General features: G+C 38.3%; 18 protein-coding genes. 6 read left to right on the top strand and 12 right to left on the bottom strand.

Translation table 11 applies throughout. The features are described 5' to 3' along the window. Positions 1-101 precede the first annotated feature (101 nt). The 3 genes from MMP60_RS04985 to def form a co-directional block, all read right to left on the bottom strand. Entirely contained in the window at positions 102-2,423 is a 2,322-nt protein-coding gene (locus tag MMP60_RS04985; protein ID WP_241335250.1) for an AAA family ATPase, read from the bottom strand. A gap of 220 nt (positions 2,424-2,643) precedes the next feature. Beyond that, a complete protein-coding gene (locus MMP60_RS04980) occupies positions 2,644-3,021 on the bottom strand; it encodes an endonuclease domain-containing protein (protein ID WP_005089569.1) in 378 nt (125 codons plus the stop codon). Between the two features lie 149 nt (positions 3,022-3,170). Continuing rightward, positions 3,171-3,659 carry a peptide deformylase gene (gene def, locus MMP60_RS04975; protein WP_241335249.1) on the bottom strand — a complete coding sequence of 163 codons (489 nt, stop codon included), beginning with the start codon at positions 3,657-3,659 and terminating at the stop codon, positions 3,171-3,173. A 126-nt stretch (positions 3,660-3,785) separates the two neighbouring features. Here def and MMP60_RS04970 point away from each other — a divergent pair, with 126 nt between their 5' ends. Beyond that, positions 3,786-3,989 (top strand): amino acid transport protein, encoded by a 204-nt coding sequence (locus MMP60_RS04970; protein ID WP_241335248.1) that lies wholly within the window; start codon positions 3,786-3,788, stop codon positions 3,987-3,989. 43 nt (positions 3,990-4,032) lie between these two features. Here the strand turns inward: MMP60_RS04970 and MMP60_RS04965 are convergent, their stop codons facing one another. Then, positions 4,033-4,524 carry a DUF2505 family protein gene (locus MMP60_RS04965; protein ID WP_241335247.1) on the bottom strand — a complete coding sequence of 164 codons (492 nt, stop codon included), beginning with the start codon at positions 4,522-4,524 and terminating at the stop codon, positions 4,033-4,035. A 109-nt stretch (positions 4,525-4,633) separates the two neighbouring features. After that, complete coding sequence (locus tag MMP60_RS04960) at positions 4,634-4,864, bottom strand: hypothetical protein (RefSeq protein WP_277603682.1); 231 nt, start codon at positions 4,862-4,864, stop codon at positions 4,634-4,636. 273 nt (positions 4,865-5,137) lie between these two features. Between MMP60_RS04960 and MMP60_RS04955 the strand changes: the two genes are divergently transcribed. From MMP60_RS04955 to MMP60_RS04945, 3 genes are all read left to right on the top strand, one after another. Then, complete coding sequence (locus MMP60_RS04955; RefSeq protein WP_241335245.1) at positions 5,138-5,578, top strand: universal stress protein; 441 nt, start codon at positions 5,138-5,140, stop codon at positions 5,576-5,578. Between the two features lie 261 nt (positions 5,579-5,839). After that, positions 5,840-7,081 carry a transporter gene (locus tag MMP60_RS04950; RefSeq protein WP_241335244.1) on the top strand — a complete coding sequence of 414 codons (1,242 nt, stop codon included), beginning with the start codon at positions 5,840-5,842 and terminating at the stop codon, positions 7,079-7,081. A 144-nt stretch (positions 7,082-7,225) separates the two neighbouring features. After that, positions 7,226-7,594, top strand: coding sequence for a hypothetical protein (locus MMP60_RS04945; protein WP_241335243.1), 369 nt, complete (start codon positions 7,226-7,228; stop codon positions 7,592-7,594). A 22-nt stretch (positions 7,595-7,616) separates the two neighbouring features. Here MMP60_RS04945 and MMP60_RS04940 read toward each other — a convergent pair whose 3' ends face one another. From MMP60_RS04940 to MMP60_RS04930, 3 genes are all read right to left on the bottom strand, one after another. Continuing rightward, positions 7,617-8,780 (bottom strand): alanine racemase, encoded by a 1,164-nt coding sequence (locus MMP60_RS04940; RefSeq protein WP_241335242.1) that lies wholly within the window; start codon positions 8,778-8,780, stop codon positions 7,617-7,619. A 316-nt stretch (positions 8,781-9,096) separates the two neighbouring features. Next, positions 9,097-10,383, bottom strand: coding sequence for a D-arabinono-1,4-lactone oxidase (locus tag MMP60_RS04935; protein ID WP_241335241.1), 1,287 nt, complete (start codon positions 10,381-10,383; stop codon positions 9,097-9,099). Beyond that, positions 10,380-12,128, bottom strand: coding sequence for a neutral/alkaline non-lysosomal ceramidase N-terminal domain-containing protein (locus MMP60_RS04930; protein ID WP_241335240.1), 1,749 nt, complete (start codon positions 12,126-12,128; stop codon positions 10,380-10,382). Before MMP60_RS04930 ends, MMP60_RS04935 begins: the two co-directional genes overlap by 4 nt. A 70-nt stretch (positions 12,129-12,198) precedes the next feature. Between MMP60_RS04930 and MMP60_RS04925 the strand changes: the two genes are divergently transcribed. Then, entirely contained in the window at positions 12,199-13,299 is a 1,101-nt protein-coding gene (locus MMP60_RS04925; protein ID WP_241335239.1) for an AraC family transcriptional regulator, read from the top strand. A gap of 318 nt (positions 13,300-13,617) precedes the next feature. Here MMP60_RS04925 and tauD read toward each other — a convergent pair whose 3' ends face one another. The 4 genes from tauD to tauA are packed head-to-tail and all read right to left on the bottom strand — an operon-like array spanning position 13,618 to position 17,199. Beyond that, complete coding sequence (tauD, locus tag MMP60_RS04920; RefSeq protein WP_241335238.1) at positions 13,618-14,463, bottom strand: taurine dioxygenase; 846 nt, start codon at positions 14,461-14,463, stop codon at positions 13,618-13,620. Positions 14,464-14,479: 16 nt separating this feature from the next. After that, entirely contained in the window at positions 14,480-15,361 is an 882-nt protein-coding gene (gene tauC, locus MMP60_RS04915; RefSeq protein ID WP_241335237.1) for a taurine ABC transporter permease TauC, read from the bottom strand. Next, positions 15,358-16,149: an ATP-binding cassette domain-containing protein gene (locus MMP60_RS04910; protein ID WP_241335236.1), complete on the bottom strand. Its 792-nt coding sequence runs from the start codon at positions 16,147-16,149 to the stop codon at positions 15,358-15,360. The genes tauC and MMP60_RS04910 overlap by 4 nt, the downstream gene beginning before the upstream one ends. A gap of 9 nt (positions 16,150-16,158) precedes the next feature. Continuing rightward, entirely contained in the window at positions 16,159-17,199 is a 1,041-nt protein-coding gene (tauA, locus tag MMP60_RS04905) for a taurine ABC transporter substrate-binding protein (RefSeq protein ID WP_241335235.1), read from the bottom strand. 216 nt (positions 17,200-17,415) lie between these two features. On the opposite strand from tauA, the gene MMP60_RS04900 reads away from it, so the two are divergent. Then, entirely contained in the window at positions 17,416-18,339 is a 924-nt protein-coding gene (locus MMP60_RS04900; protein ID WP_241335234.1) for a chromate resistance protein ChrB domain-containing protein, read from the top strand. The last annotated feature ends 1 nt before the right edge of the window (position 18,340 follow it).

Genomic DNA, 18,340 nt, shown 5'->3' with positions numbered 1-18,340 from the left:
CAATGCTTCTCACCTTCTTTAAAAAAGAGGGGGAACTTTTGCGTATCAAATGAGTGACGTGACAGCTCCTCCCTTTTTCAAAGGGAGGTTGGGAGGGATTGTTAATTAATTCCTGTTATAAATCTCAAGGTATCTTTTGCATAACCATGTAAAGTCGAAAAATCTATACCTTGAATACAGGTATCAAAGCCATCAGCATGATGATAAATTTTTGAGAACTCATTGATTGACTGAATTTCAGCCAACTTTTGATTTTTGTCAAATAAAGGACTTTTTACATTTTTTTCTTCTCTGATCATTGTAATCATATTTCCCAACCAGAGATCCTCAGTAAAAATCTTTGGAAATAGAAATCTTAAATATGCTTCAAGAATTGGCCGTAAAGATCTTGCTATTTCAGTTTTTTGTTCCTCTTTTCCTGCCTGAACAAAATCCCAAAGTTTGTAGTATTCCTGATAATAAGAATGTAAAACATAAGAATAAAAATTTTGACGCACAATTAATTTACTATTACAGACTTTATTGCTATTTGGATCTAAAGGATCAAAGTCTATTAATTTAGTTTCAACTTCATAACACTTCGCCCATTTAGAAATAGCGCTTAATTTGCTTATATCTGAAAGAAAAAATGGATCATGACTTAAAACAAAGGTTTGAAACTCTCTTTCCACCAAATACTGAATTTCTTGAATCGTAGCCTTTCTTCTATGCTCATCTAATGAACTCATTGGATCATCAAAAAATATGATTGATGGTTCGAAGTCTTCATCCTTGAACTTAGATAGGAAAAAAGCGAGGGCTAAGGCTGATTTATCTCCAGAACTTAAAACTCTATCGAAAATTATCTCATTATGATTCAAAATTGATAATTCTTTGTCCAAAAATGTAATACCGTAAGATATACGGCTCGCCCCTCTATGTCCTTTATTATCTTTCTCAAAAGAACTAAGCCTAATCATTGAATTAAATTTCTTTAATAATTCGTTGATTCCATCTTTATGCTTCTCAATAAGAATTTGTTGTTCTTCTAGAATTAAATCTCGTAATTCAGTCATAGATCTTGTTTTTGCATCTCTATCAGTTTTGTAGTTACTAAAACTTTCAAGATCAGAAATAACTTCTTTCGAAAACCGCAATTGTGTTAATTTCAATTCTGAAATTTGTTGATTTATTATTTGACTCTGATCTTGTGATAATGTTGCCAAGTACTCATCAATTCTTTGATTAAATACTGAGACTTTATTGTTATAATCAGTAAAGTTAGCTTTTTCATAGACTGAATTTAAAAGTTCATCAAACTTATTAAAATTAACAGATGTTAAAATGTCTTTTTCTTTCTTCGTTATTAAATCCCTAACCTCATGAAAGAAAAGTTTATGTGCATTACTCAACCCTTTTAATTCGATAATCAAATCTAATTTTTCAATCCGATCAGACCATGTTTGAATCAAATCAAAATTAGAGGTAATTATTTCAACTAACTCATCAATACGTATACCTATTTCATAAGCTTTTGATTCAAAGTTTGAGTGTTTTTTTAATTCAAAATCATCATAAGCCTGCTTATAAGAATCCGTTATAAACTCACTGTAAAAACTAAAAATTGGGGAATCATTTAAACTTTGAGCACAAAATGGGCAAAAATTTGCTTCTGTTACTAGCTCTAAACCATCTTTTATCCAATGCTCATCATCTTTTGCAAAATGTTCTTTCATATGTTGAGTTACTTTTTCTTGAGCCTCTTTTGAGATTTTCTCCAAAGTAGTTTCAAAAATACTTTTGTCAAAAGTGGGAGTAACCAAGCTTAATACCGTCAATTTTTTCCTCTGTCTGTACAAATTAACGGACTTTTGATCATGCAATGTTTTCGTTAGATTTTCGATTTCAATTTCAGTATTTTCTTTAAATTTTATTTTCCTTATTTGATCTATTGTTTTGTTACCAAAGTGCGCTCTTAGCTTAGCTTCTAAAGGTTGCATTTGAGCAGTTAAATTAGCTATTTCACTTTTATAAGTATCAACTTTTTTTTGCTTATCAACTGAAACTTTTCCTAAGCAGAAATCGTAATAATTTACTAACTGTGAACTTTCTACACCATTAGAAGAATATAAATTTTCATCAATGAAATTTTGGTTAAAAATGTGAAATTCAGGGGCTTGATCAATTGATGTTAAAGTAATATTTTTGCCTTCAATAATAAAATTGAAGATTGGTTCTGCTTCTCTCTCCAACGGGGCTAATTGCTTGATGTTAACAATATCTCTTTTATTAATTAAGTCTAGAATTTTTGTTAGTGTCGATTTTCCAGCTCCATTCCTTCCGTAAATTAAATTTAACTTACCAAAATCATTTTCTGAACCACCTTTACTACCAGTATGTTGCCATTGTTTTACATTTTCTAATTTAATAATTTTCGTAAACATGAATTTTCTCTTCTTCTAAATTTTGAATTAATTTTATACAAGAATTAGAAATAAAAAAGTAATAAATTTCATTAAACTATTTTTAAGTAGGTATATTTAGCCTATATTTATATAAAAAATCAATTAGATGGTATTTTTTGAATCCTCCCCAGCCCTCCTTTAAAAAAGGAGGGAGTAACATAAATCAAACACCACCATCAAATTCACGGCAAGTCCCCCTTTATAAAGGGGGATTTAGGGGGATTCTGGATTGGGCGGTTTGAAATATAAGTTCAATAACAGCATCAATCTCAGTCAAAATCTGCCTATTATCAAACCTCAGCACGTTCAACCCCAACTGTGCCAAAGCTTCATCTCTTACTCGATCAGCCTCCAACCCTTCTGCTGTGTAATGCTGCCCACCATCACATTCAATAACTAAATTTGCTACGGGACAATAAAAATCGACGATAAAATTGAGAATAGGCTTCTGTCTATAAAACTGTAGCCCTAAAATCTGTTTACGTCTTAATCTCTGCCATAACAGTTGTTCAGCATCGGTCATATTGTTGCGTAAATCACGAGATGGCTGTTTTAAGTTCTTATTATAAGGTTGCATAATTTATAAACTCTTATTATTTTTTTTAATTATTAAGCCAGAATTCCACCCTTTCCCAACCCGACTTCACCAAAGAAAAAAGTGTCATGCAAACATTTACTTAAATGATAATCCCTCTCTTTTTAAATGAGAATTGGGAGGTATTTTATTCATGCAAGATTCATTTTATCCACAAACAATACCCCATCCAAATGATCAACCTCATGCTGAACAATTCGTGCGGGGAAACCCTCAAAAGCCGTTTCAATCACTTCACCTTGCAAAGTGTAATAACGCACTTTGATTACTTGCGCCCGTTCTACCTGCCCACGCTCATTCGGTACACTCAAACAACCTTCTTCACCCAAACAAATCTTTTGAGAAAATTCTAAAATTTCAGGATTGACCATAACAACTGCATCCATATCAGGTGCATCTGGGTAGCGTGGGTTTGAACGAGAAGCAACGATAATGACACGCTTAGAAATATAGACTTGTGGCGCAGCAATCCCAACACCATTACGCTCAAGCATAGTCACTTGCATCGCAGAAGCCAGTTGCAAGAGCCAATCACTATTAAACTCCGCATCAGCCACAGCCGCTGCTTTAATTTTTAAAATCTCTTCACCACGTTGTGCTACAGGTAAAATTACACTCATCAGAACCTTATAATTTTTGAAATACTAGATCACATAGTATGAGATATTTAATTCTGCTTCTATAATTTTCATTTAAGAATCTTGCCATAGTATATGCGCAATAAAAATAAGGTATGGCAAAACGCAATGAACGCAACCCAACTTTTTCTAGGTGTTATCTTCGGGTCGATTGGCTTAGGCTATTTTATGTATGGCAAAAAACAAAAGATGACCGTGCCTTTAGTCTGTGGTCTAGTACTCATGATTTACCCATACTTTATCGAAAGTACAATGCTGCTAAGTGTCATCGGCGTGATTCTTTCAATCCTGCCCTATTTTCTGCGTTTCTAAAATAAAAAACTCCCCTTACGGAGAGTTTTCAATCTATTCAGAATTATAGGTTTTTCTTTAATTCTTCTTCTACAATTTCAATCTCTAGTTGGCTAAATTTACGAATTTCGCCTTCTGCATGCTTTTCAAGCATACCACCAATCAAAGGTACTTTAACTTTAACAGTCCAAGTCAGTGCAATGTCTACTTTTTCACTGTTTCCCGTTACCTTACGTTCAGCTTTTGCTTCTAAAGGTAAGTTTGCACCTAACTCCACTGTTGACGTTAAATTTTTCAAATCTGTAACGTCAGAACGTTTTAAACGGAATGCATTTTTTAATAATTTTTTTGCTACTTCTGGGATATTCACATCAAGATTATATTCACGACGTAGTGTATAAATATCACCCTTTACAGCCGATTCAATAATTTCTAAGTTTTCACCTGGAATACGTTTACACACTGCTTCATGCAATGAAGTCATAGCAACTAATCTTGAAAAGTCTTCAATTGAAACGCCATGAATTGTTTCATTCACCGTAAATTGATGTGCCATTTTTTAAATTTCCGTTTAGTTTTAATTAAGGTTTTATCATCGCAGCAAATTATATCATTCTCATTTCAATCACAGAATCTGAACACGTAAAAATTAATGACTGCTCGGATTAGTAATTTTTATTGTAATGATGTCTTATACCTAATTTTACCGTTACTCGTTCAGTCCGACTGATATAGAGATAGTGATTTGCATATTCAATCATTGCATAAAACTGCTCTGCACCATCATCCAATCCCGTGGCTGACCATGTTGTCCCTTGTGGAAATTCATCCAACCATACAGCTTTATAAAAATCTGAAACCGAATCAAATGCCAAATAAGCTTCTGGATCAGCCATAATTTTGGCAGCAACTTGATCAAATCTTTGTTGTTTAAACGCTTCTAAACTAAGTAACACAAGTGTTCCTATTATTTTAAATATGAGACCAAATTACAAAAATACAGAGATTCTCTTAGCGCTATATTTTGCTAGGGGATTTCCTATATTTCTATATTATTTCCAGCGTAATCATAGGTTTTTGAGCATCATCTCATTTGCTAGACAGAGTTCAATATGTTATCAACTTCTTATACTTTTATCTTTTACAACGATAAACTATAAGGAGTAAATATGTCTTATCAAAATATTTTAGTTGCCGTTGATGATTCTCCAATTTCTTATGCAGCCGTTGAACATGCATTGTCTCTAGCAAAATTATCAGGGGCAAAAGTCACGGTGCTGAGTGTGGTTGCGGTTGATCCATTTGTCGGTGTCGACTTTTATCAAGTTGCTCCTGCAATTACTGACCATTTTATGCAAGCGGAAGCACACGCTAAACTTCAACTACAAGATATTGCTCAATCTTTTATTCGTGATGGTATTGAGGTCAAAACTAAAATCCAACATGGTGCAGCCAGTGAAGGCATTATTTTTATAGCTGATGAAATTGGCGCAGACCTTATTATTATGGGTTCACATGGGCGTACAGGGGTAAAACGTTTATTGCTCGGCAGTGTCGCTCGTGCCGTTTTAACTGAATCACATATTCCAGTGTTGATTGTTAAACAATAAAATTTAAATAGATATCTCAAAAACCTTGTGTCTCGATACAAGGTTTTTTATTGCCTAATCAATCTATCTGACCGATTCGCCCCCCTATATTGATCATTTCTAACCCTACTTCCTAATTAAAAAAAATGTTTCACTACAGTATGGACATTGGCTTTCTATTTCAAATCATGAGTGGAATCATGCTGCTATAGATAGAAAAAATGTCTATTAATAAAAATATTGTTTTAAAAAATAAAATACCGTTTTGCAAGGATGATCAAAATGAAATTCAATCCAATTGTGCTTGGTATATGCACAATATTTACAAGTGCAGTGAATCATGCTTCTGCATTAGATCAATCAGGGCAATCTATTTTACCCTTTCTCGAAAATGGTAATTATGTAGAGGTCAATGTAACCGCTGTTGACCCCGATATTTCAGGAAAAATCCGCAATCGACCTGAACTGGTCAATGATCCGCAAAATTTAAATACAGGCAATATGGGCAATAGTTTCCAATACTACAATGCTGCTTTAAAATTACAACTGACTGATCAAATGAGCTTTGGTCTGCTCTATGATCAACCTTTTGGTGCAGATATCCGTTATCCGATGCAATCTAATAATACTTTTTCGGATAATAAATTTACCCAACAAGGCACATCGGTCAATGTCGATACCGAAAGTATCAGCATGATTTTGGGGGTTAGCCCTTTCAGCAACTTTCAACTGTATGGTGGTGCAGTCTATCAATCCGTTAAAGGTGATGTCGTACTTCGTGGCAATTCCTATGGCGAAGCCTTTAATGGCTATGATGCGAAATTTAAACAAAACCATGCTGTGGGCTGGCTGGCTGGTCTGAGTTATCAAATCCCAGATATTGCCTTGAAAGCAGCCATGACCTATCGCTCTAAGATCGACCACGATATGCAAGTGACTGAAACTATGTTTGGTCAGCCCTTAGAAATCACCACAGCAAGTAAAACCACCATTAGCACACCACAATCCGTCAATATTGATTTTCAAACAGGTGTCTATAAAGACACGCTCGCCTATGCCAATGTCCGTTGGGTCAATTGGAAAGAATTCCATATTCGTCCGACTCAATTTGGCGCGATGACTGAATATCTGACGACCTTAATCAGTGGAGGAGCTTATACAGGTGGCTTTGACCTAGACAGTTATCAAAAAGATCAATGGGCTACGACTTTGGGTCTCGGACATCAATTTACTGAACAATGGAGCGCATCCACTGAAGTGAGTTGGGACTCAGGTACAGGCAATCCTGCATCGACTTTAAATCCGACTAAAGGCGCTTGGGGCGTTGGCTTAGGTGTTCAGTTCAACCCTGCACCAAATTATTTTATTGCAGGCGGAATGAAATACTTCTGGTTAGGTGATGTGGTTGCGGAAGATGGTACATATTACATCCCAATTGAAGGTGTTAAGTCGATCGCAGAACAAGCTGATTTTAAAAATAACAGCGCAATCGCTTACGGTCTAAAAATTGGCTATCATTTTTAATGATTCGACTTAATCAATATGTTGTCTTGTAGCAACACTTTCCACTGTTCCAACTCAACGATTTCCTTGCGTCAAAGAAACTGATTAAATTAGCATCTCGACAATGTTATTTTTACAGTTGATTTGATCGCTAGGAAAAATTCAATGAAAAAAATGTCTCTTATATTTTCTTTGCTGGCATATAGCCTAGTTCATCCTTTAACCGCCTTTGCCAATTCAACCGAACCCAAAGAAACGATGGATATTTTTATTGGCACATTAACCGTTCAGAATAAAAAAGCCATTTTAACGCGATGCGATCTTACTCAGAATGAATATGTGTTGAAAGATGCCGATTGGTCTGACAAAAAGGCAATATCAGGCTTTTTATCAACAGCAGCAAAGCTGAAACAGCCGATTTATGCAGAAGTCATTGCTGCATATAAAAGTGAGCAAGATACCAATGTTTTACTGGTCGATTCCATTGAAAATTTGACTGAAGCGAAAAGCTGTCATTTAACTGATTTATTTTAAAGTTCAGCTGCTCAACAGCCTTTCATTCACGGAAAGTTTGCCATGTCTCAAAAACATGTTGCTGATATAGTTTTAATTCTGAGAATTGAGGAATAATCGCTTCACTCTGCGTCGGTCTTAAAAACACAAAATCATCGACTTGAATATCACAATGCTTCGGTACATTCACCAACTCCTGATTACTACTTCGCCCATACAATGCATGTGGATGCGCTTGTTTTGGATATACATAATTGGCAAGCCAATATCCGCCATAAATAAACAGTGCCTTATACTTATGTGGCAATTTATCCAATAAAGACATTGATGGTAGCTGGGTAAAAGGTAAAACTTTTAAGACTGGCGATGCAATCCATAAAGCAGGCTGTAAAGCCTTTAAAAAATTACTGTCAAAATCACTCGGTTTTAATAACATTGAACCAAAAGATAAATCATTGCAGACACTTTCAGTCGTATGAAAGCTAAAAGTTGGGCTGCCGCCTCCATTAAAACAAAGCTCATCATTCCACAATGTTGGGAACTGTTTTTGAATCAATCTTTGATAGTTGGCATAGGTCTGCTGCGAACTTTGATAAGCCAGTTCAGGTTTTTTAATGATGGCTGGGATTTTGGTGACATGCGCATCATAGCCCATCAAACCAGAAAGTTTTAAATACTGCGGATACTGCTGAATCAGTTTTAAAATTTCTGTCAGTTGTTGGGCGGACTGCACCCCACCGCGATGCAAACCAACATCAATCTCAATATTCACATCCAAACACAGAGAATAGAGCTGAGCAATCTCAAGATACTGTTGCAAGCGTTGCTTGGTATCAATCAACCATTGAATTTTGGCATTTGACCATTCTACATGTTGTTCAAAAAAATGACGTACTGTTTGAGCAGGCATCGGTTTACCCAACAAAATATCAGCTTCGGCAAAATTTTCTAGGATCGAAATGATATGCGGTTGATGAAACACCATAAAACGTTGCGTATTAAGCTGTTCAGATAACAACTTGAGTAAATCTAAACTCGCTAAAGATTTCACCACCAAACGGGCTTTTAAATGTGGTGCATGTGACAAGCGCAGTTGCACATGCTGGATATTTTGTTTTAACGCAGCCGCATCCACAATAAGTTGCGGGGTCGCAATCCCCTGTTTTTTGAGATCGAGATTGAGTTGTTTAAAATAATGATCCAACATGGCTATACCTTTTTTATTTAATCGTGATCCTAAAAAACCATCTTATACAAGGGAATGTCATCTACAACCTGAGCAAGCTAAAGCGACTAAAGCTTTGGCAAAGTGCAAGCGTTTAAATACACCTTACCAAGCCTCAAACACTTCTCAGGGCGAAACCAAAGTAAGGCGAGCCTGAGCAAACCAAAGCGACTAAAGCTTTGGTGAAGCGCAAGACGAAGTGGCTTATCCTAAAATGGATAAAAACTCGGTAAGACTCCGTTAAATTAATTATTTTTCAATAAATTAAATAAACATTTAAGTCGAACCCAAGTTAAAGCTAACCTAAAAACAACTTTTCCAGATAGGGATTTAAGAACTTTGCTTTGGGATCAAGCTGCTGACGTAAAGCCATAAAATCATCCCACTTTGGATATAAAGCCCGAAGTTGTGTGCTGGTCATATGATGCATTTTACCCCAATGTGGACGCCCTCGATATTTCTGCAAGATCGGCTCAACCACATCAAAAATCAACTTCGGGTCTTGCTTATGATATTGATGCACTGAAATCGAAATAGAATCCTGCTGATAAAAAGGACTGAGCCAAATATCATCGCCTTTGACAAAGCGAAATTCGAGCGGAAAAAAGGTGGCGACTTTATAGCGTCTTAATGCATGCAATACTTCGTCTAAACAGGCAAGCCCTTGATCAACAGGAATCTGATATTCCATTTCATTAAATTTAGTATTTCGTGGTGTCGGAAAGATCTTACTCGACCAATCGACATAGGTGGTCGGTTTAACAAAAATGCCTAACAGTTTTTGTAAATAAGGATTCAACGAAGGAAAGTTTTTAGTCAACTCAGAACATAAAGTCAGTAAAGTATCATCCGACGGAAAATTTTCTTTGCGTGGCAAAACCTCGTCATCGGTTTCATCCAAAGTTTTTAACATTAACTGCTTTTCATAAGAAAAGACAAAGCACTCAATATGCCGATGCTGATGTTTCCATTGCTGAATGTGCTGCATCATGTCTTCCACAGGACAAAGTTGAATATGTTCTTTGAGCTTATAGCGTGGGCGATTCTGCATAGTGATCTTGGTTAAGATTCCCAAGCTACCCAAAGAAACTCGCCCTGCTGCAAAGATTTCAGGATGTTCTGTTCGACTGCATTTCAGAATTTCACCTGATGCAGTCAATAACTCAAAAGCTTCAACATAGGCCGAAATACAATGTAAATGTGCTCCTGTGCCATGTGTCCCTGTAGAAACCGCACCTGCCAGACTTTGCTGATCAATGTCCCCCTGATTCATCAAAGCCTGATTGATGGATTGCTGCTGTAAATGCTGATCTAAATCATATAAACGTGTACCCGCATAAATATTGCTTTGACAGCGTTCTAGATCGAAAGATGCAACACCTGAAATTCGATCTAAAGATACTAAGGTCGCATCGGTACACACCAACGGCGTAAAGGAATGCCCTGCACCGACCACGCGTATTTTCTGCTGTTCTCTAACAATAGACTGTAGTTCTTGAATATTTGCAGGTTGTAAAATCTGTTGTGGCTTGGCTTTTTGGAAGCCTGACCAGTTCGACCAGATGCCTTGTTTTAAATCACTCATACTGCCTCTCCTTGGCTAACGGCAGTTTTTAAATTGCCATGATTGGTACGTTTTACGAGTTCCTGTGCTGGAATTTGCTGTGGTCGTGTCATTTCATCATAATGACGTTTATTTTTTTCTAACAACAATTGTTCTGCCAAATCTTTGAATTTGCTCTGACAAGCTGCCAATGTCCATTGACCAAATAAGGTATGCCCACCCTCATAAGCTTGTTGCTGATATTCTTCATAGGTGGTGACATAACCCATATAATCATTGCAATATGAAGCTAACCACACTCGTTCAATGGATACCTGTGCAGTAAGCGTCTGTTTCACTGTATCGACCACACGCTGCCCTGCGATGGTGGTAAATTCTCCCGGACAACAGACCAACACTAACGATCCTAATCGTACAATCTGTAAGGGAACTACACTTGGGACTAAAGGACTGTGCTGAATCGCGCCAGCTTTCACTTGTCGGTTCATCTCAGCAATCAACGGATCAAGAATACTCGGCGGAAAACCAATCTGCTGACCTAGAATTTTTTTAGTACCCGCTTCCAATAGAATCTGTTTTGGCCCTTGAGATGCATACAACTGCTGATACGCTGCAAAATCTGCTGCATTAGGATACTTGTTTTTTTGTTTGCGAAATTGATCGGCTAAAAACTGCATCCCTTTAATTAAAACTTTTGGCGCACCTAAACCATCGACAGGTGTTCCTGCAAAAAAAGCCGTACCATGACAAGGCTGACTGGTTTTTGCACCCAACTGTCCATGTGCAAATTCAGCAGGAATTTCAATATTACTCAGGTTTACATAGGACATAACGGCATCAATCTTGCCTTCGACGGTTTGCAGTTTTTCAGGAATAGTTTGTTGCAAAGCAGTCAGAGCCAGTTCACTTTGATAACGCCCATTTTGTTGTGCGTATTGATACTCTTGCTCGCCTTTAATCTTATTACGAATCTTGAGTTGGTCTTTACCATGAAAATGTGGCGACACATCACCCGCAGTCGCTTGCGCAAAAATTGTGACTGGATTCTGAATCCCTTGTCGAATTAAAGCTTGTTCCGAAAATGCCGCCGCATACCCTTTATTATCGCCATCATAGGCGTTTAAAGAATTTCCCAAACAAGTTGCATGTACACCGAATAGGGAAATAAAAGACTGGAGTTTTTGTTCACGGTAGAAGCCAATCAGTTGCATTTCACGATTTAGAGCCAGATGCGTTTCTGCTTCAGTATGTGGTTTAACCTCTGGATTACGGTTATAAGCATTGATTGAACGATTCCATGCGACAGGTGTCTGTTCTAGAAAATGCTGTGTACTGATAAAAATTTCAGTGTCTTGTTCAGAAGCAATCGCATTTTTAATACTCTGTACAAGTGCCTCTACAATGGCATTTAAATGTTCAGGCACAAAACCAGGGGTCGGCATGTTGTATAAAGCTTCATGCCCACAACCGCCAGGCCCAGAATGAGTATGAGTAGCCATTAACACCAATTGATTTTCATCAAATGCTGAACCTAGAGTTTCGATGAGTCTCTCTACGGTTTGGCTACGCATCGCATGGGTAATACAACCTAAATCCAAACAACAGATCAATAATCGATTGTGCTGCTGATCGACAATACTCACACTACGAGCATATAACGCTGTTCTTTGTTCATAAGCCCGATGTGACCATTGCCCATAGCCAAACATAGCATAGCCTTTTGGTATAACTTTAATTTGCTGTTTGTCCCAACCCACCTGATACATTGGTGCTTTCCTTTTTTCAATTCTTTTTCTAGTTGCTTGTCATAAAGCATGTTGAAAGTTAATCAAAATTATGCGATACCCAACAGGGTTAAAGGAACTTCTTTTTGGGGGGCAAAACGGACTTATGCCTAAACGAATGATCAATCACACACACTTACAACAGTTTACGCCACCCACTATTTTGACCAGCCTGATTCACTATGCTGAACAACAGCATTGGGACTATGCTATATGGTTTCAGGATTCAGGCTTAGACATCACGCAAATCCAGCAAACCCAAAGTGTTGTTCGTTTTAGCCAACTCTGCGATGTCGTGCGTCAAGCCATCTCAACCTATCAACAACCTGATCTTGGTTTAAAGCTTGGCAGCAGCGAAGGTCTGATTTCAATGGGAATTTTGGGCTTTGCCATGCAATCATGTAAAACCGTTGCAGACGCTCTAGAAATCGCGCTTCGTTACCATCGTATTTCGGGCAGTGTACTCAATATCGACTTTAAAATTCAGGGCGATGTTTGTGAATTGGAAGTGACTGAATCTCATCCATGTTTAGACCTCAAAGCCTTTTTCTATGATGAATTATTAAGCAGCATCATCACCTGTTTAAACGCGATGCTGGGCGATCATAATGATGTGATCAGTCTTGAGCTCAGCTATTTACCAACCGAATATCAACAACAATATATCGATATCTTTGGTTGCCCGATCCAATTTAACCGTGATAAAAATATCATGCGCTTTAGCAGTAGCATGTTGCAGCGCAGCTTAAAAAATTACAGCCCAATCAACTACGCAACTGCAATACAAATCTGTGAACAGGCACTAAAAGAAATTGATCAGCTCAATCAGGTCGGCTATGTGCATTTACTTGACCACTTGATTGAACAGCATTTACCTGAACGTTTTGAAATGCAGCAAGCTGCGGAACATTTACGCATCAGCGAGCGCCATTTAAGACGGCAATTATTATTAGAAGGCTTGAGTTTTCAACAAATCCGACAAAATGTCTTGGAGCGTAAAGCCAAACAATTACTGGAAAAGAACCTATCCATGAGTGAAATTAGCCTGCAACTGGGTTTTAGCGAATTACGTGAATTCCGACGCGCCTTTAAACGCTGGACTGGACAAGCGCCATCGGTTTATAAGCAAGAGATCATTTTACTTAATGCCTAAGAATCAAACGGTCTAGAAATTTCCAAGCGCAGATGCAGATAAAACCGGACCGTAAATGCTTTTTCTTGTAGTTTTAAATTCTCGCAAAAATTCACTACCGCGCTCGGCGGCATGGATGCCGCCAGTTTGGCTGTGATACAAGGAAGTATCATCAGCCAAACAAAGGATTTTTGTTACTTTTCATCCCTGAAAAGTAAGAGAGAAAATGAAAGCTTATCCAAAAACAAGATGAGACCTCTGTAAGATTCCACAAAGACGATCGAACTATAAAATAAAAAGCTCAGGATTTTACCCAAGCTTTCTAATCTAAATAAAGTCTTAACTTGCTGCTTGATAAAACGGTACATCACCATTAATCGTGGCACGATGCATAATCCGATGCGCATCACCATAATCAAATAACGCCTTATGCTGTGTGCAACGATTATCCCAAATCGCTACATCACCTGCCTGCCACTGCCAACGCAAATAGAACTGCTCATTGGTTGCATGTGCAAATAAATATTGCAGCAATTCAGCACTTTCAGTCTCATCCAGCTCATTAATACGTGTAGTAAAACCCTCACTAATAAATAAGATAGGTTCACCCGTTACTGGATGTGTTCTCACCATAGGATGAACAACAGGAGGATTACGCTTAAAGGTTTCTTCCAGTTTTTGACGCTCAACATCGTTATGCGCGAAACGCTCAAGCGGGAAAGACTGACGAATGTCATGTGTTGCGGTTAAGCCTTTTAACTTTTGCTGTAAACCTTGATCCAATGCAGCAAATGCAGCTGCGCCACTCGACCAAAGAGTATCACCACCGACAGGTGGAATCTTGATGGCTTGCAATACACAACCCAATGGCGGTTTCTGACTGAAAGTCACATCGGTGTGCCATAGTTCATTATCACGTAAGTCTTGTTTCCAACTGTCCAATACAATGATTTCAGGTACATTTTCAACCGTTGGGAAAATTGGATGGATATGCAAAGAACCAAAACCGCGAGCAAGCTCAGCTTGTGCCTGAGGTGCAAGCTGCTGATTACGGAAGAAAATCACGTGATGATCCAACAATGCCTGTTGAATTTGTTGCGTAGTATTTTCATCAGCCGTGTTTAAATCAACATCGTGAATAATTGCACCGATTGTTGGTTTAATAACTTCAATATTTAACGTCATCTTCTACTACTCACACTTATAACTGTTGGCCATACCAAGGAGAGAGTTGCTTCTGTAACCAACGCAAAAACAATTCAAAACTAACGGCGACAATCGCAATCACAATAATGCCCAGAACTACTGTATCGGTGATGAGGAACTGCGCCGCCGACTGCACCATAAAACCAATACCGCGATCTGCTGCGACTAATTCCGAAGCCACTAGAGTCGACCAGCCCACACCTAAACCAATACGAATACCCGTTAAAATATGCGGTAAGGCCGTCGGCAGAATCACATGCCAAAACACTTGTGATTGGCTTGCCCCTAAAGATAAAGCAGCACGTTCACGATTGAGCTGATGGCTCAATACACCATGGGTACTACTGATAATCACAGGTGCAAGGATCGAAAAGAAAATCAAAAGTACTTTGGTGGTTTCACCGATCCCGAACCAGATCACCAATAAGGGTAAATAAGCCAAAGGTGGAATCGGGCGTAATAACTCAACCAATGGATCAAGCACCGCGCGCACCCATTTGTTCAAACCCATCCATAAACCTAAAGGTACACCAATCGCAATCGCAGCAACTAAAGCCAATAAGACACGAGAAATACTTGCTGCCAAATGCTGCCATAAGGTGGCTTTCATAAAGCCTTGCTGGCTGACTTCAAGAAACTTCTGCCATACCGCTTGAGGGCTCGGCAAAAATAGACTCGGGACAATTTTTAATGCCGTGATCAAATACCAAATCACCAATACGCTCAAGACACTAGAAAGACTGAGCGCTAAACTACGATGGCGAACAGCAAAAGCTAAAATCAAGCTGAATATAGAATTTGATTGTTGATTGTTCTCATCTTTAAGTGGTTCAGTTTTAGTCACATCATAGATTGTATTTTCCGCTTGCCCCGTCATACAGCCACCTCATGCCCTGCCTGTTTCTGCACACGCAGGCGTTCAAACAATTGCTCGCGTAATTGAATAAATTTAGGATCCGATTTAATCGCACGAATCGATTCACCTTGCTTATAACGCTCTGCAAAATCCAGTTTTAAAGTTTCGACAATCTTGCCTGGACGAGCCGTCATCAACACCAATTGGTTACTCAGCAATAGTGCTTCCTCAATATCATGTGTGATCAGGAAGAAGGATTTATTTTGTTCAATCCATAAATCCAGTACCAACTGCTGCATGGTTTCACGGGTAAATGCATCAAGTGCAGCAAAAGGCTCATCCAATAAAATGAATGCCGCATGGCTGATCAAAGCACGTGCGATACCAACCCGTTGTTTCATGCCACCTGACAATTCCCAAATATTGGCTTGAGCCACATGACTCAAGCCGACAATTTTAAGAATTGCATCGACTTGCTGTTGAATTTCATACGCTTTTAACCCTTTGAGCTGCAAAGCAAAACCGATATTTTCAGAGACATTTAACCAAGGTAATAGCGCATGATCCTGAAATACCACCGCACGTCGTGCATCTGGCGCAGTCACCACTTCATGATTCAGCTTGATCTGACCCAAACTTGGCTTTTGAAAACCCGCCAAAATATTCAGTAATGTTGTTTTACCACAACCAGACTCACCCAAAATCACAGTCAAAGTGCCTTCTTCAATCTTCAGATTGATATCTTGTAATACAGGCACTGTCTGTTTTGGAAAGGTTAAATGAAGATGCTCGGCAGCTAATACGCTCATTTAGATCTCCTATGGCTGTAAGAATTGGGTGGTGACATTACCTTGATAATCAGGTTTTACTTGATCCACCTTGCCTTGGCTTTTTAGGAATGTTGCGGTATCAAAAATATTTTTGGCGAACTCACCTGATAAAGTCGCGTGTTGTTGCTGAGCATTCAAATAAATATTGCCTGACAACAGTAGAGGAATATCTTTCACATCAGAGCCTGTCAGCTGAGCGATTTTCTGGATATTGTCCGCATTTTGTTCAAATGCTTTTGGATCTTGCTGATAGGCTTCAACTTGTTTCAAGCTGGTTTTTACAAAGGCTTTTAAGAACTCTGGATTTTTTTCAGCGAAATCTTTACGAACCACCCATAAATCATAGGTTGGCGCACCCCACTCGCCGACTTGTTTCGAGTCTGTCAGTACATGACCACTGGCTTTGAGTTTACTTAATGCAGGTTCCCAAACATAAGTCGCATCAATATCACCACGTTCCCAAGCGGCAGTGATTTCTGGTGGACGTAAGTTAATAATCTTGACTTGGTTATCCGCAATATTCCAATGCTTGAGCGCTGACAATAAGCTGTAATGCGTGGTTGAAACGAAGGGTACGGCAATGGTTTTACCAATCAAATCTTGCGGATTTTGAATGCCTGATTTGTTACTCACTACCAATGCTTCTGAACCGCCTAATTTAGCTGTCACCAGAAATACCTCAATCGGTAAATCACGACTTGCGGCAGCAGTCAGAGGGCTAGAACCGATATTGCCGATCACCACATCACCCGAAGCCAATGCATTGACCACATCTGAACCCGCATCAAATTTACGCCATTGAATTGCTTGATGACTATCACGTTCATAATCACCATTGGCTTGTGCAACCTTGGTTGGATCCACACCAGTTTGGTAGGCAATCACCACCGCCTTGTTATTTTTAGACTGAATAGGTGCAGCATCTTTTTGATTTTGATAAATAATAAAAGTAACAATCGCCACAAGGACGATCGCTGTAACAATTAACGGCTTAGTGTTCTTAATGCCCATAATTAGATGATCTTTCAACAATATCAGTTTATGGTATGCGGCATGCTTTATGATTAAAAATAAGAAAAAATGCGTTATTTATGTTTTTTTAAGATATAGAAATCAAAATAATTGGACTTCTGTCATCTATTTTTCAAATCACTTCGATATAAAACACATGAATATATGCAATTTTTAGATTTATAAAATTAATTTTATATGTAATATATATAACAAATTTGTTGAGTATATTACATGAATATATCATTACTCATTTCATCACTCCCCACTCAAAGCACCACTGCCCGTATGCGAGTATGGCGGTCAATTAAAGCAAGTGGCGCAGCAACACTCAGAGATGGTGTTTACCTCTTACCTGCCGAGCACTCAGAAAAATTTACACCGATTGCGAATGACCTCATTTCAGAGCATGGTACAGCCTATATTTTTCAAACGACTTCGACAGAACAGCTCAATTTGGCTGAAATGTTTAGTCGCAAAGATGAATATGATTTGCTTTATCAGCAATTGATTGGGTTAAGAGAAAATCTAAATGAAATCAATAAAAAAGAATCCCTAAAACAGATTCGTAAATTACGCAAAAATCTTGATTCACTCATTGAAATTGACTTTTTCCCAACCGAAGCCAAAACACAGACCAGTAATGAAATAAATAGCCTTGAACAAATTATTCTACGTCTAGGTGAAATCAATGAACCTCAGATGAACCAAGGCAATATCCAAACTCTACTGCAAGAAAACTTTCAAAACAAAGTGTGGGCAACCCGAAAACGACCTTGGATTGACCGCTTAGCCTCGGCTTGGCTCATTCAAAACTTTATTGACCCTCATGCAACATTCCTATGGTTAGAAGCGCCGACAGACTGCCCATCATCTGCTTTAGGCTTTGACTTTGATGGCGCTACGTTTAGCCATATTGAGCATTTGGTTACCTTTGAAGTGCTGTTGCATAGCTTCTCACTGCATCAAAAACCTGCATTAAAGAAAATTGCGGAGATTGTGCATTTCCTTGATGTAGGAGGTATTGAACCGCCTGAAGCCATTGGAATTGAGAAAGTGATTCAGGGGCTAAGAAGTAAAATCCAAGATGATCAGCAATTATTAGAATTATCCAATTACGTTTTTGATGGCTTATATGCCAATTTTTTTCGAGAATAGT

The organism is Acinetobacter sp. ANC 4805, from assembly GCF_022549495.1.
Classification (GTDB): Bacteria; Pseudomonadota; Gammaproteobacteria; order Pseudomonadales; family Moraxellaceae; genus Acinetobacter.
Note: the sequence above shows the minus strand (reverse complement) of the source record. Positions and strands in the feature narration are given on the sequence as shown.

Bases quoted from the DNA above. Each gene is read 5' to 3' on its own strand.
- MMP60_RS04985 (WP_241335250.1), bottom strand. From the start codon at position 2,423: ATGTTTACGAAAATTATTAAATTAGAAAATGTAAAACAATGGCAACAT.
- MMP60_RS04980 (WP_005089569.1), bottom strand. From the start codon at position 3,021: ATGCAACCTTATAATAAGAACTTAAAACAGCCATCTCGTGATTTACGC.
- def (WP_241335249.1), bottom strand. From the start codon at position 3,659: ATGAGTGTAATTTTACCTGTAGCACAACGTGGTGAAGAGATTTTAAAA.
- MMP60_RS04970 (WP_241335248.1), top strand. From the start codon at position 3,786: ATGAACGCAACCCAACTTTTTCTAGGTGTTATCTTCGGGTCGATTGGC.
- MMP60_RS04965 (WP_241335247.1), bottom strand. From the start codon at position 4,524: ATGGCACATCAATTTACGGTGAATGAAACAATTCATGGCGTTTCAATT.
- MMP60_RS04960 (WP_277603682.1), bottom strand. From the start codon at position 4,864: ATGGCTGATCCAGAAGCTTATTTGGCATTTGATTCGGTTTCAGATTTT.
- MMP60_RS04955 (WP_241335245.1), top strand. From the start codon at position 5,138: ATGTCTTATCAAAATATTTTAGTTGCCGTTGATGATTCTCCAATTTCT.
- MMP60_RS04950 (WP_241335244.1), top strand. From the start codon at position 5,840: ATGAAATTCAATCCAATTGTGCTTGGTATATGCACAATATTTACAAGT.
- MMP60_RS04945 (WP_241335243.1), top strand. From the start codon at position 7,226: ATGAAAAAAATGTCTCTTATATTTTCTTTGCTGGCATATAGCCTAGTT.
- MMP60_RS04940 (WP_241335242.1), bottom strand. From the start codon at position 8,780: ATGTTGGATCATTATTTTAAACAACTCAATCTCGATCTCAAAAAACAG.
- MMP60_RS04935 (WP_241335241.1), bottom strand. From the start codon at position 10,383: ATGAGTGATTTAAAACAAGGCATCTGGTCGAACTGGTCAGGCTTCCAA.
- MMP60_RS04930 (WP_241335240.1), bottom strand. From the start codon at position 12,128: ATGTATCAGGTGGGTTGGGACAAACAGCAAATTAAAGTTATACCAAAA.
- MMP60_RS04925 (WP_241335239.1), top strand. From the start codon at position 12,199: ATGCGATACCCAACAGGGTTAAAGGAACTTCTTTTTGGGGGGCAAAAC.
- tauD (WP_241335238.1), bottom strand. From the start codon at position 14,463: ATGACGTTAAATATTGAAGTTATTAAACCAACAATCGGTGCAATTATT.
- tauC (WP_241335237.1), bottom strand. From the start codon at position 15,361: ATGACGGGGCAAGCGGAAAATACAATCTATGATGTGACTAAAACTGAA.
- MMP60_RS04910 (WP_241335236.1), bottom strand. From the start codon at position 16,149: ATGAGCGTATTAGCTGCCGAGCATCTTCATTTAACCTTTCCAAAACAG.
- MMP60_RS04900 (WP_241335234.1), top strand. From the start codon at position 17,416: ATGAATATATCATTACTCATTTCATCACTCCCCACTCAAAGCACCACT.